This window comes from Bradyrhizobium sp. AZCC 1610 (genome assembly GCF_036924515.1).
Lineage (GTDB): Bacteria > Pseudomonadota > Alphaproteobacteria > Rhizobiales > Xanthobacteraceae > Bradyrhizobium.
In genome coordinates this window covers 6,747,771-6,761,579 of sequence record NZ_JAZHRR010000001.1, presented here as the reverse complement: position 1 = coordinate 6,761,579, position 13,809 = coordinate 6,747,771, and the positions used below count along the sequence as shown (strand labels likewise).

Genomic DNA, 13,809 nt, shown 5'->3' with positions numbered 1-13,809 from the left:
CCCTGCGTTCGCAGGGACGACGGTTAGAATTCCCCGTGGAAACGGCCGGAGAAGATGTGGACCGGGCCGCGGTCGGCGTTGTAGGCGGGGTTCGTAACCAGCTGGTAATCGGCGGTGAACGTGAAGTTCTTGTCGATTGCGTAGGCGTAGTAGGTTTCGAGGATTCGTTCGTTGCTGTAGTTGAGACGGCCGTCGCCGATCAGCAGGCCGAGACCGCCGGCCGCCAGGAAATCGCGGTGCGCGCTGGAGAGACCATTGATTGCGCCGCCCAAACCGAATGTATCGCTCGGGCGTCCCCAATAGCTGCCCTTGACCGACAGGCCTGCCGAGATGCTGCGGTCGATGTCGGTAAACGACAGGATTTCGTTGCGGCCGTCGTTCCAACTCGCGCGGGCGAACAGGCCGACATCCTTCATGATCTGTTGTTCGGCGTTGACGTAGAAACCGTATTTGAGATTTTGGCGCCGGATGTCTGTCATGACGTTGTTGATATCGAGCGCCGGGTCTGCGGCGCTGATCGCCAGCGCGTTGCGGTAGTTTCCGGTATTGCCGCGATTGGCGAAGATGCCGAGCCGCAATTTGCCGGGCTGGTCGAACACAGTGTGACGTTCTTCGAATTCGACAACAGCTCCGCCGGTCTTGAAGGTGAGGACATCGCTGTTGGGAGCAGAGGGCACCTGAAACAGGCCGGCGCGGACTGCCCAATCCTTGCGATTGAGTTCGACCACGGCGCCGCGGGTAAATCCGGGGAGATCGGCCGGAAAGTCATAGGCCGCGGACGCCCACATGGCCCAGTTCATGAAATCCAAGCGGGGATCTTTTGCGTAGGAATTGCCGTCAAAGAAATCTCCGACGGCAAATCGCCCGACCGTCACCGTGACCCGGTCGATGTCGCGCTTGCCCGGCAACTGATTGGCCGCATCGGCCACTTCTTCCTGTTCGCCGCCCAGCCCGAATGTCTGCCGGAAGAAATAGCGCTGTGCGCGGAATCTCGGATACTCGGCGCCGCCTTTTTGGGCTTCGCCGTTGGAAAAACCTGCCAAGCCTAATGTGCCGCCGATTCCAAAGCCCTGCGCAAGCTCCGGACCAAAATAGAACTCTCCGCCGTCCCACAACCGCCAGCCGAGAAAGGCTCCGACCGTCCAGGTCTCTCTGACGCGTCCGGCGCCCGGCAGGCTGTTCGTACCTTGATACGGCGAGCGGAAGCTCGGATAGCCCTGCGGAAGGAATGTCGTCTGGGCGTGGACGTTCCAGTCCCTGGACGCGGGAGGGGTGGGTGGCCTGATGGCGTAATCGCTTGATGTCGCGGAAGGCGGCCCGTCCCAGATCTTGTAGTTCAATCCGAGCTTGACGGTGTGGATCTTTGGATCGACCCTGACATCCGGCAGCGACACATCCGCAAGCCCATAGGTTCGGGCTCCCAGATCGATGTAGTCGTATTCGAGTTTTGCGCTCCATCTGGCGTCGGCGGCATACTCGACGCCAGCGCCTGCGGTCCAGCCGAGATGTGTATGCCCGCGCGTGGACAGCACGCTTCCGTCGATATCATTGATGTCGACATGGGTCCGGGCCCAGGCGACACCGCCGGTCACATAGGGCAACAGCGTTCCGAATGCGTATCCGACACGGCCCCGGGCCGTGGCAATGTAGTCGAAGGTGGTGTTGAAAGGGGCCGGCACAAGCCGTGGACGATCAAGCGTGCTCAGGAATGAAACATCGACCTCAGCGCCCGAGACCAGATTGTTCGGGAGTTGAAAATTATAGCCGGCCTGATAGCCGCCGATCAGGCCGGTGATGCTGTGGGGAAAGAACACGCCTTGCAGCGGCAGCGGATTGGTGCCGGGGCCGAAGCTGCCGCCGCCATAACCGACATGGCCGCCGAGATAGAAGCCGGTCCAGCTATGGACGGCTCTAACGGCTGGGGCCTTTAAGGACATGTCGGCGGCGCTGGCAACACCATCCAATGCGAGCAGGCTGAAGCCCAGGCCAGCCAACAAATAATCCCGGGATCGGCTGCGGCGGGTCATCGTGCGGGCACTCTCGGCGCTAACATTCCGGCGGTCGCTCTTATCACTGCAGATTTGCCGGCGCGCTACCACCAAAGAGATCGCCTGAAATCATCGGCCCAGCCTCCTTTTTTGTGGATTAGCGGCTGTTTCCGGCCGAAAGCCGGATCGAGCAGGAGCGCAATCCGCTTTGCGAGCTTTGTTGGGAACAATTCGCAATTGCAAGAAGGATTGAACCGTTTCGTCTAAATGACATCGTCGCGTGACGTGCGCGCAACATACCGGGCCTGGTCAGGGCGATGGTCCGCAAAAAGGTGACCCGCCCGGGGGGACAACCGGGCGGGTCGGGTTCGGCACGGGGTGGATGAGGCGCCCGTGCCGGACGCAAATCCACAACAGAAGCGTTTTCGAGCGAAGTGGTATTCCGGTTCGCGTGAAGAAAACGCGTCAAACAAGAAGAAGCGTTTTCAGGTCTTGAAATGGCTTGCTTGAAGAAGTCGCTTCTCAAACAGAAACCAAGTCAGCCGAAGAAATCAGTAACCGCAGGTACGCACGCGGCCGATGTAATTGCCGAAAGCGTCGAACTGGCGAACCCAGCCGCAGCGGCGATAGCCGTCGTAGTAACCGGGGCCTGAAGCGGCGATCGCGGTGCCGACGATGGCTGCGCCAACGAGGCCGGCTCCTACACCCCAGTGGAGCGGCTTGGCCTGAGCCTGCGTGGAAGCCATGCCGCCGGTGACGGCAAGGGTAGCGAGAGCGAGAGCGGCGAACTTGGTCTTGATCGACATGGAAGTCTCCATCCTGTGTTGGGCGGCCATTGTGGTCCGCACGCCAGTTGGACGGAGCGTGTTAGAAAGCGGTTCGAAAACCCGCCTGGAAATATGGTTTCGTCATTTATTTCTTAGATATTACAAATAGTTAGACTAACTCTTTGGCCTGCGAAGAAACAATTCCGGATCGAATTTGTCGACGTCATCGAGCAATTCGCAGAACGCGCGCGCGCCGTGATCGAGCAGTTGTTCGCCCTTCTCCGCGGAGGCTTTGGTGGCGTCGCCGACCGCGCCGCTTTCATGCAGATCCTGCGTCTGCCACGCAAATGGCACCGGGCGATGGGCGGAGAGCCAGCGAAACTTCTTTTCCATCGCGATGCTGGCGGGACGAAAGTCCGCGATCGCTTCGTTCCGCACGGTGTGGGGATAGCGCGCCAGCATGATCGAAGTCTCGACCGCGCCGCCATGAATGCCGTGACGGATTTCTTCCGCGGAAAACAGTCCGTCCGGTGCGCCGAAGCGCGACCAGCTCGTGGTGACCACGAGAAGCCCGTGATGCGCGCGCAGATCCTGCGCCACCAGCGACATCGCCGCGCTGTTGCCGCCATGGCTCGTCACGATCACAAGCTTGCGGATGCCCGATCGCGCGACACTCTCACCGATCCCCATCCACTCCTTCAATGCGACATCGGTCGGCAACGTCAGCGTGCCCGGATAATCGATATGCTCGGTGGAAATGCCGACCGGCTGCAGCGGCAGAAAGGTGACGGGAAGCGCGACAGGCAACAGCTCGCGCACCCGCGCCAGATAGGCCTCGCCGATCAGGACGTCGGTTTCCAGCGGCAGATGCGGGCCGTGCTGCTCGGTGGCGGCCAGCGGCAGCACCGCTATCCAGCCCGCGGCGTCGGCGCTGGCGGTATCCGGCCAGTGGATGTCGGTCCAGTCGCGGGGCGGAACGGTTGAGGTCATCGAGCGAAGCGTTTCTTTGGATGAATTTGCGGGGTAGTTTGTTAGATGTTCCGGGAATTGATCCAATTCCCGGATAAACCCGTGGAACGATATCCACGTCCACTGCCTCCCATCATGGGCCAGAACGATCGACGGAGTCCAACCATGAACCCGGCCTTTTTGACGCGAGCGTTAACCGCAGGTCTTTTGACGCTGATGGCGGGGCTGATGCCCGCGCGTGGGCAAACCCTCGACAAGGTGTCGTTCGGAACCAACTGGGTCGCGGAGGCCGAACATGGCGGCTTCTTCCAGGCGGTTGCCGACGGCACCTACAAGAAATACGGCCTCGACGTCACCATCGTTCCCGGCGGCCCCAATACCAACAACCGCATCCTGCTGACCGCCGGCAAGCTCGACTTCTTCATGACCGCGAACACGCTGCAATCGTTCGACGCGATCACCAACAACGTACCGGTGGTCGCGGTCGCCGCCATCTTCCAGAAGGATCCGCAGGTCTTCCTGACCCATCCAGAAACCAAATTCACCAAGCTCGAAGATCTCAAGCCGCTCACGCTATTCGTGTCCAAGGAAGGCGTCGCGAGCTATTTCCAGTGGCTGAAGTCCGAATACGGGTTCAGCGAGAGCAAGGTGAAACCCTACACCTTCAATTCGCAGCCATTTATCGTGAACAAGCAGAGCGCGATGCAGGGCTACGTCACTTCCGAGCCCTACGCCGTGGAGAAGGCGGCCGGCTTCAAGCCGGGCGTGATCCTGCTCGCCGATCACGGCTTCAACGCCTATTCGACCCTGATCGAGACCCGCCGCGAAATCGTCGACAAGAAACCCGACCTCGTGCAGCGCTTCGTAGATGCCTCTGCCATCGGCTGGTACAATTATCTCTACGGCGACAATTCGGCCGGCAACGCGATGATCAAGAAGATGAACCCGGAAATGACCGACGAGCTGCTGAACTACTCCGTCACCAAGATGAAGGAATACGGCATTGTCGATTCCGGCGATACCTTGCGCGACGGCATCGGCGCGATGAATGACGCGCGCGTTGCGAGCTTCTTCGACAAGATGGTGCGGGCCGGCGTGGTTCGCCGCGATATCGATTACCGCCAGGCCTACACGTTGCGTTTCGTCAACAAGGGCGTCGGTGTCGATCTGCGGCCGAAGAACTGACGCGAGATGGCCGGGCCCGATTTGTCCGAGACGGATATCGATGCGGCTGTCCTGGCAGTGCGTCTGCGCGCCGTTACCAAGACCTATGATAACGGCGTGACCGCTCTCGGACCGCTCGATCTCGATGTCGCAAAAGGCGAATTCGTCTCGTTGCTCGGGCCTTCCGGCTGCGGAAAATCGACCGCACTGCGGCTGATCGCAGGGCTCAGCGCGCCAAGTGCGGGCACGGTGAGCGTTTCCCATCGCGCCAACAGGAAGGATGGGCGGCATCCCATCGGCTTCGTGTTTCAGGAGCCGACGCTGATGCCGTGGGCAAGCGTGCGCGACAACGTCCGCCTGCCGCTGAAACTTTCGCATGCGCCGGCGACTGATGCCGACAACCGCATCGAGGAGGCGCTGGCGCAGGTCGGCCTTTTCGAGTTTGCCGATGCATACCCCCGTGAATTGTCCGGCGGCATGAAGATGCGGGTCTCATTGGCGCGCGCGCTCGTCACCGACCCGGATATTCTGCTGCTGGACGAGCCGTTCGCGGCGCTCGACGAGATCACGCGCTTTCGGCTCAACAACGATCTGCTTGATCTGTGGCGCAAGCTGCACAAGACCGTCATCTTCGTCACCCATTCGGTGTTCGAGTCGGTCTACCTGTCGCAGCGGGTGATCGTGATGACGGCGCGGCCGGGCCGCTTGGCAAGCGCGTTTCGCATCGCCACAGTGGAGCCGCGCGGGGAGGAGTTTCGCACTTCCGCCGAATATGCCGGCTATTGCCGCGAGGTCTCCAGCGCGCTCGCGCCTTCCTATTCCGGGCAGCGCAGCGCATGAGCTCCTTACAGAATATCGGCCGGATGCTGCTGCCCATAGCCGTGCTCGCCGCGGGCCTGGGCTTGTGGGAACTCGTGGTGCGCGTCAACGACATCCAGCCTTACGTGCTGCCGGGCCCTTATGTCGTGTTTCAGACGCTCGTCGGCGACTGGCCGGTGCTGTCGGAGTCGCTCGGCGTCACCCTGCTGACCACGCTGGAAGGCTTTATCGCCGCGGCCGTCGGCGGCGTCGCGCTGGCGCTGTTGTTCAATCAGTCGAAATGGCTGGAATATTCGCTGTTTCCCTATGCGGTGATCCTGCAGGTCACGCCGGTGATCGCAATTGCGCCGCTATTGCTGATCTATCTGCCGCAGCAGACCGCGGTCATCGTCTGCGCCTGGATCGTCGGCTTCTTTCCGGTCCTGTCCAACACCACGCTTGGGCTGAATTCGGTGGACCGCAATCTGGCCGGGCTGTTTCAGCTCTACGGCGCGTCGCGGCTGCAGACGCTGCGGTACCTGAAATTGCCGGCGGCGCTGCCGTATATCCTTGGCGGCTTGCGGATCGCGGGCGGCCTGTCCTTGATCGGCGCCGTGGTCGCCGAAATCGCGGCGGGCACCGCGGGCGCCGGCTCCGGGCTGGCGTTCCGGATCGCCGAGTCCGGTTATCGCCTCAACATTCCCCGAATGTTCGCGGCGTTGCTGTTGCTGTCGGTGGCCGGGATTGTCATCTATGGGCTGCTGGCGCTAGTTTCGCATCTGGTACTACGGCGCTGGCATGAGAGCGCGCTTGGAAAGGAAAATTGATGGCTGCCGCGAATATTTCGTCCGAAAAGATCGATGTCCTGATCTACGGGCCCATCAGGCCGATTCTGGAAGGCGGCTTTTCGGATCAGTTCGTCCTGCATATGGCGGAGAGCCGCGCCGACCTCGAGCGATTGACGCCTGATACCGCGGCGAAGATCCGCGGCATGGCGGTGACCTATCACATGGTGCCGGCCGATGCGAAGGCGCTGTCGCAGTTTCCAAAACTCGAAATCATCGCGAGCTTCGGCGTCGGCTACGACCATGTCGATTCCGCCTATGCGCGTGAGCACGATATCGTCGTCACCAACACGCCCGACGTGCTGACCGAAGAGGTCGCCGACGTCGCAATGGGGCTTTTGATTTCGACCTTGCGCGAGTTCGTCAAGGCCGACCGCTATCTGCGCTCCGGCCAGTGGCAGACGCAGAACTATCCGTTGAGCGTCGGCTCGCTGCGCGACCGCAAGATCGGGATCGTCGGCATGGGCCGCATCGGCCAGGCGATCGGACGCCGGCTCGAAGCCTCGCGCGTGCCGGTGTCCTATCACTCGCGCAACCCGTCCTCGGCCGTGTCCTACAAGCACTATCCCGATCTGATGGAAATGGCGAAGGCGGTGGACACGCTGATCGTGATCGTGCCGGGCGGCGCATCGACCGCAAAGATGATCAATGCCGACGTGCTAAAGGCGCTCGGTCCGCGCGGCGTCTTGATCAACGTCGCGCGCGGCTCCGTCGTCGACGAGCCGGCGCTGGTCGCGGCGCTGAAATCCGGCACCATCCTCGCGGCCGGCCTTGACGTCTTTGCCAACGAGCCGAACGTGCCGGACGAATTGACGTCCATGCAAAATGTCGTGCTGTTGCCACATATCGGCTCAGCTTCGGTGGTAACGCGCAACGCCATGGATCAGCTCGTCGTCGACAATCTGAAAAACTGGTTTGCCGGCAAGGCGCCGTTGACGCCTGTTCCGGAAACCCCGGTGAAGGGGCGCTGATGTTGCTTGGGCGTTCGGGCATCACGGTGGCAGCGTTGACGGCGCTGCTTGCGCTTGCGTCGCAGGCAGCGGCGCAGGATGCCTCGACCCTGAAGAAGGACATGATCGGGCAGTGGGAGCTTGCCACCACCGAGCGCAGCAAGACCTGCGTTGTCACGCTGAAGGGCGATACGACGCCGCAGGGGCTCAAGCTCGAGCTCGAGCCCGGCTGTGCCGCGGCGCTGCCGTTTACCAAGGCAATCACGGCCTGGAATATCAAGGGGCTGGACATCGTGCGGCTGCAGGATGCGGCAGGCCAGCCGGTGATCGACTTCACCGAAGTCGAGAGCGGCATCTTCGAAGGCTTGCGGACCGGCGAGGGCGTCTACATCCTGCAGAACCTTGCTGCCGCCCGCTCGCTCGCCAAGTCGATGGACCAGATGATCGGCGACTGGTCGATGGTTCGCGGTAACGGCCAGACGATCTGCGGCCTGACGCTGACCAATACCGAGGCGACCGGCGATAATTTCCAGGTGTTTTTGAAGCCGAAATGCGATCCCGCGGTCGCGGCCTTTGCGCCGAACCAGTGGCGGGCTCGAACGCGGGCAGATGATCCTGATGTCGGCGACAGGCCAGACCTGGCAATTCGAGGCCGATGACAATGCGCAGTGGCGGCGGGTGCCTGACGCGGCCGATCCCCTGATCATGATCCGGGGACAGTAGGCGGTATCCCGGGGTCGGGATTTTTTTACAAGCGCATGTCGATCCGGCCGCGGCCTGATCGTCGTTCCCTGTAGCGAGACAGAATGGCCGGCCTGATGCCGCCAGCTCGCAGCACAGGAGTTGTTCATGCGCTTCATGTCCATCGTCACTTCCCCGCAACCGATGAAGGCCCCGACGCCCGCCTTGATGGAAGCGATGGGTAAGCTTGCCGAACGCGAGATCAAGGCCGGCCGGATGGTCGACATGGGCGGGCTGACCCCGCTGCAGCAGGGGGCGCGGGTCTCGATCGAAGGCGGCAAGCTGAGGGTCACCGACGGCCCGTTCGTGGAGGCCAAGGAAGTGATCGGCGGCTACGCCATCTTCGAGTTCCGCGACAAGGCGGAAGCGCTCGCCATGGCCAAGGAGTTCATGCAGCTTCATCTCGACCACATGCCCGGCTGGGAAGGCACCTGCGAGCTGCGCGCCATGGCCGGCCACGGCCTGGAAACGACCTGCGGCGACGTCGAATCCCCCGCGCACGCCTGATGGCGCGGCATAGCCGATCTGGTCGGCGGCGATGACGGCCGCCGACGTCCATCGCACCATCCTGGCGGTCTGGCGCATCGAGCAGCCGCGCCTGATCACCGGCCTGTCCCGGATGTTGCGCGATGTGACGCTGGCCGAAGACCTGACGCAGGAAGCCCTGGTGGCGGCGCTCGAACATTGGCCCGCCACCGGCGTGCCGGAAAAGCCCGGCGCGTGGCTGATGGCGACCGCCAAGCGCCGTGCGCTCGATGACATGCGCCGCCGCAGCATGCTCGCGCGCAAGCACGAGATGCTGATGCGCGACCTTGAGCAGGAGCAGCAGGCGATGCCCGATCCGGACGCTGGGCTGGACGATGATATCGGCGACGAGCTGCTGCGGCTGATCTTCACCGCCTGCCATCCGCGCCTGTCGCGCGAGGCGCGCGCGGCCCTCGCACTGAAGATGATTTGCGGCCTGACCACGGAAGAGATCGCGCGCGCCTTCCTGCAGCCGGAGGCGACCATTGCCCAGCGCATCGTGCGCGCGAAGCGGACGCTGTCGGAATCCGGGCTCGCCTATGAAACCCCGCGCGGCGAGGAGCTTTCGGAACGGCTCGCCTCGGTGCTGGAGGTCGTCTATCTCATCTTCAACGAGGGCTACACGGCCGCCCGCGGCGACGACTGGCTGCGGCCGCAGCTTTGCAACGATGCATTGCGCATGGGCCGCGTGCTGACCCTGGTCGCGCCGCAGGAGGCCGAAGCCCACGGCCTGCTCGCGCTGATGGAGATGAACGCTTCGCGCACCGCGGCGCGCACCGATGCCGCCGGCGACCCGATTCTCTTGATGGACCAGAACCGAATGCTGTGGGACCGGCTTCAGATCCGCCGCGGATTATCGGCGCTGGCGCGGGCGTCCGAACTCGGCGGCGGGCACGGATTCTATGCGCTGCAGGCGGCGATCGTCGCCTGTCACGCCAGAGCCGCCACAGCTGATGAAACGGACTGGCCGCGCATCGCAAATCTCTATGCCGAACTCTCACGCCTGGTGCGCTCGCCGATTATCGAGCTCAACCGCGCGGTGGCTATCGGCATGGCCGACGGCCCATTGGCCGCACTTGTAATCGTGGACCAACTGGCGCACGAGCCGGCGCTGAAGAACTATCATCTGCTGGAAAGCGTTCGCGGCGATCTGCTTTGCAAGCTCGGCCGCCTTGCGGAAGCGCGCGCCGCGTTCGAGATCGCGGCCCGGCTTGCCGGCAACAGGCGCGAGCGGGAGTTGCTGAAACGGCGCGCCGCCGAGGTGAACGCGGAGGCCTAGGGGCTGCTCCACGTGCGGGACTGACCACCTTCGGGTTCGCTCGGCGCTATGGCTAGAGCCGCTTCACGCCTTTGCAGCCTTGCGGTCTTGATGGTGACGAAGACGAAGGCGGCAATGAAGGCGATGGTCATCAGCAGCACGATGGTGGGAGCCGGCGCGCTGTCGATGAAAAAGGAAAGGTAGACCCCGAGGAACGAAGCGATCACCGCGATGGTGGCGGCGATGGCCAGCATGGCGCTGAAGCTGCGCGCCATCAGGAAGGCAATGGCCCCCGGCGCAATCAGCATGGCAATGGCCATGATGATGCCGACGGCCTTTAGCGCACCGACGACCGTCAGAGAGAGGATCGACAGCAACCCGTAGTGCAGGAGCCTGACCGGCAGGCCGATCGCTCTGGCTTGCACGGGGTCGAATGCGTGCAACAGCAGGTCCCGCCACTTTACAACGAGGATACCGGCGGCAATGGCCGCGATCATTCCGGTTTCGACGATGTCGCTGAGATCGACACCAAGCATGTCGCCGAACAGAATGTGATCGAGATGAACGTCGCTCTGGATCTTGACGTAGAGCACGAGCCCCAGCCCGAACATACCGGAGAACACGACCCCCATCACCGTATCCTGCTTGATGCGGCTGTTCTCCTTGAGGAAGCCGGTCGCCAGTGCGCAGATCATGCCGGCCGCGAAAGCGCCGACGGCATAGGGAAATCCGACAATGTAGGCGATCACGACGCCGGGAAAAACCGCATGCGAGATCGCATCGCCCATCAGCGACCAGCCCTTGAGGACGAGAAAGCAGGAGAGAAGCGCGGTTGGGATCGCCACCAGCACCGAGATGATCAGCGCATAGCGCATGAACTCGAGCTGGAAGGGTTGCAGCAGCGTGTCGAGCAGCGTCATGGGCCGGCATCCAGCGCCTGGATCGCGCGGCGGCGGGCCGCCAGCATGCCGTGCTTGGGGGCGAAAAAGAAGACCGCGAGGAAGGCCAGTGTCTGCAGGACGACGATGATTCCGCCGGTCGCGCCGTCCAGGAAATAGCTTGCATAGGCGCCAATGAAGCTCGTCGTGGATCCGATCACAACGCTGATCAGGAGCAGGCGCGGGAAGCGGTCGGTCAGAAGATAGGCGGTCGCGCCCGGTGTCACCACCATGCAGATGACGAGGAAGGCGCCGACAGTCTGCAGCGCCGCAACCGTCGAAGCGGACAACAGCGTGAAGAACATGATCTTGAGCATCGTCGTATTGAGCCCGATCGAGCGCGCGTGAGTCTCGTCGAAGAAGGTAACCATCAGGTCCTTCCATTTGACGATGAGAACGGCGAGCGAGACGAAACCGATGATGGCGAGCTGCAGCGTGTCTTCCGGGGTGATCGCCAGGATGTTGCCGAGCACGATGGTCTGGATGTTCACGGAAGTCGGCGACAGCGACACCATGAAGAGCCCGAGGCCGAAAAAGGAAGAAAAGATCAGGCCGATGATGGCGTCCTCTTTCAGCTTGGTGCGCTGGTTGAGGAAAAGCATCGCGGCTGCCGCGAGACTGCCCGAGAAGAAAGCCCCGATGGAGAACGGCAGGCCGAGCATGTAGGCGCCGGCGACGCCGGGCACGATGGCGTGAGAGAGCGCGTCGCCGATCAGCGACCAGCCCTTCAGCATCAGATAGGCGGACAGGAACGCGCAGACCCCGCCGACGAGCGCGGAAACCCACATGGCATTGAGCATGTATCCGTACGTGAAGGGTTCGAGCAGCGAGGACACTAGCCGCGATCCTCTTCGCTAGATGACGATTTGTGCCGCGTCGCCTGGCCATCCTGGAACACCACCGCCCGCTCGTCGTCGGTGATCACATCGAACGCACGCGGCTTGCCGCCCTCGGTGTCGTTCAGTACGAAATGCCGCAAGACGCCGCCAAAGGTCTTTTCCAGGTTCGCCTGCGTGAAAATCTCGACTGTGGGCCCATAGGCGAGCACGGTGCGATTGAGAAGCACGGTGCGATCGCAGAATTCCGGCACGCTGCCGAGATTGTGCGTGGAGACCAGCATCACCCGCCCTTCGTCGCGGAGCGAACGCAACAGCTTGACGATGGCGTCTTCGGTATTGACGTCGACGCCGGTAAAAGGCTCGTCGAGCAGAATCACGCGCCCGTCCTGGGCCAGCGCGCGGGCGAGGAACACGCGCTTCTTCTGGCCGCCGGAGAGCTCGCCGATCTGGCGCTTGCGGAAGTCGCGCATGCCGACGCGGGCAAGCGCTGCGGCGACCGCTTCATGATCTGCGGCCTTGGCGAGGCGCATCATATTCATGTGGCCATAGCGGCCCATCATCACCACGTCCTCGACGAGAACGGGGAAGTTCCAGTCGATGTCCTCGCTCTGCGGCACATAGGCGACCACGTTCTTTTTCAATGCGGCATTGGCCGGCTGGCCGAGAATGGCGATCTCGCCTTTGGCGAGGCCGACGAACCCCATGATCGCCTTGAACATGGTCGATTTGCCGCTGCCGTTCACTCCGACCAGCGCGGTGATCGTGCCCGCCGGTATTTTGAACGTCGCATCGCGCAAGGCGGTGTGACCGTTGCGGTAGGTGACGGTGGCGTTGCTGACGGAGAGGCCGGATCCCGTATCTGAGGACGCAGGATTGAGGAACGGATCGATCATCGCGCTCACTGTGCGAGGCCGTTTGCGATCGTCTCGGACGTCACGCGCAGGAGATCGATATAGGTCGGAACCTTACCGTCGGCGGCGCTGAGCGAGTCCACATAGAGAACTCCACCATATTTGGCTCCGGTCTCGCGGGCAACCTGCTTGGCCGGATCCGGCGAAATGGTGCTCTCGGAAAAGACCACCGTGATCTTGTTGGCTCGCACGCCGTCGATCACCTTGCGGACCTGCTGCGGCGTGCCCTGCTGATCCGCATTGATCGGCCAGAGATAAAGCTCCTTCAGGCCGAAGTCGCGGGCGAGGTAGCTGAAGGCGCCCTCACTCGACACCAGCCATCGCCGCTCAGGCGGAATCGCCGCGAGCCTCGCCTGGATCGGAGCTATCGCAGCGGAAATCTTCTGCTTGTACGCCTCGGCATTTGCCTTGTAGGTCGCGGCGTTGTTCGGATCGTACTTTGCGAAGGCATCACGGATGTTATCGACGTAGATGAGCGCCGCATTCGGCGACATCCACGCATGCGGGTTGGGCTTATCCTTGTAGGGGCCATCCACGATTCCCATCGGCTGGACGCCCTGGGAGACGACGACGCCTGGAACGCCCTTGAGGCGCTGGAAGAACTTTTCGAACCAAAGCTCGAGATTGAGCCCGTTCCAGAGCACGAGATTTGCTTCCTGCGCCTTCAGGATGTCGCCGGGCGTCGGCTGATAGTTATGGATTTCAGCGTCGGGCTTGGTGATCGACTCGACGGTCGCCGCGTCGCCGGCAACATTTCGGGCCATATCGGCGATAACGGTGAAGGTCGTGACGGCCTTGAACTTGGCCTGGGCGAACGCCGCTCCGGTTGTCAGCCCAAGTACCGTAGCGCCCGCAACCGTCGCCAGGACGACGCGCCTGCCTCGATCGAACATGTCCATTTCTCTCCTATGCCGTGCGCACGCGCTGCTGCTGTCCGCAACGGCCTGCGACATTTCCGTAATTGCAATTCATTCGCAACTAGCTTGACGTCTAGCTAACATTCAGACATTTTGCAAATGCGACTTAGTCGCAAATCACTCAAAAGCTCCTGATCGGAAGGTGCCGCATGAGAGTTATCCATTCGTTAGATGCAACTGAGTTGCAGTAGCAGTAAGG

General features: G+C 62.3%; 13 protein-coding genes and 1 pseudogene. 7 read left to right on the top strand and 7 right to left on the bottom strand.

The features are described from left to right. Positions 1–23: 23 nt before the first annotated feature. The 3 genes from V1279_RS33160 to V1279_RS33150 form a co-directional block, all read right to left on the bottom strand. Positions 24–2,027, bottom strand: coding sequence for a carbohydrate porin (locus V1279_RS33160; protein ID WP_442894851.1), 2,004 nt, complete (start codon positions 2,025–2,027; stop codon positions 24–26). Positions 2,028–2,539: 512 nt separating this feature from the next. Then, complete coding sequence (locus V1279_RS33155) at positions 2,540–2,794, bottom strand: hypothetical protein (RefSeq protein WP_334444716.1); 255 nt, start codon at positions 2,792–2,794, stop codon at positions 2,540–2,542. A 135-nt stretch (positions 2,795–2,929) separates the two neighbouring features. Next, positions 2,930–3,745, bottom strand: coding sequence for a creatininase family protein (locus V1279_RS33150; protein WP_334444714.1), 816 nt, complete (start codon positions 3,743–3,745; stop codon positions 2,930–2,932). Positions 3,746–3,889: 144 nt separating this feature from the next. Between V1279_RS33150 and V1279_RS33145 the strand changes: the two genes are divergently transcribed. The 7 genes and pseudogenes from V1279_RS33145 (at position 3,890) to V1279_RS33115 (ending at position 10,026) form a co-directional block, all read left to right on the top strand. Beyond that, a complete protein-coding gene (locus V1279_RS33145) occupies positions 3,890–4,909 on the top strand; it encodes an ABC transporter substrate-binding protein (RefSeq protein WP_334444712.1) in 1,020 nt (339 codons plus the stop codon). A gap of 6 nt (positions 4,910–4,915) precedes the next feature. After that, positions 4,916–5,728, top strand: coding sequence for an ABC transporter ATP-binding protein (locus V1279_RS33140; RefSeq protein ID WP_334444710.1), 813 nt, complete (start codon positions 4,916–4,918; stop codon positions 5,726–5,728). After that, positions 5,725–6,513: an ABC transporter permease gene (locus V1279_RS33135; RefSeq protein ID WP_334444709.1), complete on the top strand. Its 789-nt coding sequence runs from the start codon at positions 5,725–5,727 to the stop codon at positions 6,511–6,513. Before V1279_RS33140 ends, V1279_RS33135 begins: the two co-directional genes overlap by 4 nt. After that, complete coding sequence (locus V1279_RS33130; protein ID WP_334444707.1) at positions 6,513–7,502, top strand: 2-hydroxyacid dehydrogenase; 990 nt, start codon at positions 6,513–6,515, stop codon at positions 7,500–7,502. Before V1279_RS33135 ends, V1279_RS33130 begins: the two co-directional genes overlap by 1 nt. A gap of 101 nt (positions 7,503–7,603) precedes the next feature. Next, positions 7,604–8,204, top strand: a pseudogene (locus V1279_RS33125) (AprI/Inh family metalloprotease inhibitor). Positions 8,205–8,330: 126 nt separating this feature from the next. Then, positions 8,331–8,729 carry a YciI family protein gene (locus V1279_RS33120; protein ID WP_334444705.1) on the top strand — a complete coding sequence of 133 codons (399 nt, stop codon included), beginning with the start codon at positions 8,331–8,333 and terminating at the stop codon, positions 8,727–8,729. 31 nt (positions 8,730–8,760) lie between these two features. After that, entirely contained in the window at positions 8,761–10,026 is a 1,266-nt protein-coding gene (locus V1279_RS33115) for an RNA polymerase sigma factor (RefSeq protein WP_334444702.1), read from the top strand. Here the strand turns inward: V1279_RS33115 and V1279_RS33110 are convergent. From V1279_RS33110 to V1279_RS33095, 4 genes are read right to left on the bottom strand one after another with little or no spacing between them, the layout of a single operon-like run. Beyond that, positions 10,023–10,925, bottom strand: coding sequence for a metal ABC transporter permease (locus tag V1279_RS33110; RefSeq protein ID WP_334444700.1), 903 nt, complete (start codon positions 10,923–10,925; stop codon positions 10,023–10,025). The two genes, V1279_RS33115 and V1279_RS33110, sit on opposite strands and share 4 nt — an antisense overlap. Beyond that, a complete protein-coding gene (locus V1279_RS33105; protein WP_334446683.1) occupies positions 10,922–11,743 on the bottom strand; it encodes a metal ABC transporter permease in 822 nt (273 codons plus the stop codon). The genes V1279_RS33110 and V1279_RS33105 overlap by 4 nt, the downstream gene beginning before the upstream one ends. A gap of 35 nt (positions 11,744–11,778) precedes the next feature. Beyond that, positions 11,779–12,675, bottom strand: coding sequence for a manganese/iron ABC transporter ATP-binding protein (locus tag V1279_RS33100; RefSeq protein ID WP_334444698.1), 897 nt, complete (start codon positions 12,673–12,675; stop codon positions 11,779–11,781). Between the two features lie 5 nt (positions 12,676–12,680). Further along, a complete protein-coding gene (locus V1279_RS33095; protein ID WP_334444696.1) occupies positions 12,681–13,586 on the bottom strand; it encodes a metal ABC transporter substrate-binding protein in 906 nt (301 codons plus the stop codon). Positions 13,587–13,809: the final 223 nt, after the last annotated feature.

Bases quoted from the DNA above. Each gene is read 5' to 3' on its own strand.
- V1279_RS33150 (WP_334444714.1), bottom strand. From the start codon at position 3,745: ATGACCTCAACCGTTCCGCCCCGCGACTGGACCGACATCCACTGGCCG.
- V1279_RS33120 (WP_334444705.1), top strand. From the start codon at position 8,331: ATGCGCTTCATGTCCATCGTCACTTCCCCGCAACCGATGAAGGCCCCG.
- V1279_RS33145 (WP_334444712.1), top strand. From the start codon at position 3,890: ATGAACCCGGCCTTTTTGACGCGAGCGTTAACCGCAGGTCTTTTGACG.
- V1279_RS33110 (WP_334444700.1), bottom strand. From the start codon at position 10,925: ATGACGCTGCTCGACACGCTGCTGCAACCCTTCCAGCTCGAGTTCATG.
- V1279_RS33100 (WP_334444698.1), bottom strand. From the start codon at position 12,675: ATGATCGATCCGTTCCTCAATCCTGCGTCCTCAGATACGGGATCCGGC.
- V1279_RS33095 (WP_334444696.1), bottom strand. From the start codon at position 13,586: ATGTTCGATCGAGGCAGGCGCGTCGTCCTGGCGACGGTTGCGGGCGCT.
- V1279_RS33105 (WP_334446683.1), bottom strand. From the start codon at position 11,743: ATGCTCAATGCCATGTGGGTTTCCGCGCTCGTCGGCGGGGTCTGCGCG.
- V1279_RS33155 (WP_334444716.1), bottom strand. From the start codon at position 2,794: ATGTCGATCAAGACCAAGTTCGCCGCTCTCGCTCTCGCTACCCTTGCC.
- V1279_RS33135 (WP_334444709.1), top strand. From the start codon at position 5,725: ATGAGCTCCTTACAGAATATCGGCCGGATGCTGCTGCCCATAGCCGTG.
- V1279_RS33140 (WP_334444710.1), top strand. From the start codon at position 4,916: ATGGCCGGGCCCGATTTGTCCGAGACGGATATCGATGCGGCTGTCCTG.
- V1279_RS33115 (WP_334444702.1), top strand. From the start codon at position 8,761: ATGACGGCCGCCGACGTCCATCGCACCATCCTGGCGGTCTGGCGCATC.
- V1279_RS33130 (WP_334444707.1), top strand. From the start codon at position 6,513: ATGGCTGCCGCGAATATTTCGTCCGAAAAGATCGATGTCCTGATCTAC.
- V1279_RS33160 (WP_442894851.1), bottom strand. From the start codon at position 2,027: ATGACCCGCCGCAGCCGATCCCGGGATTATTTGTTGGCTGGCCTGGGC.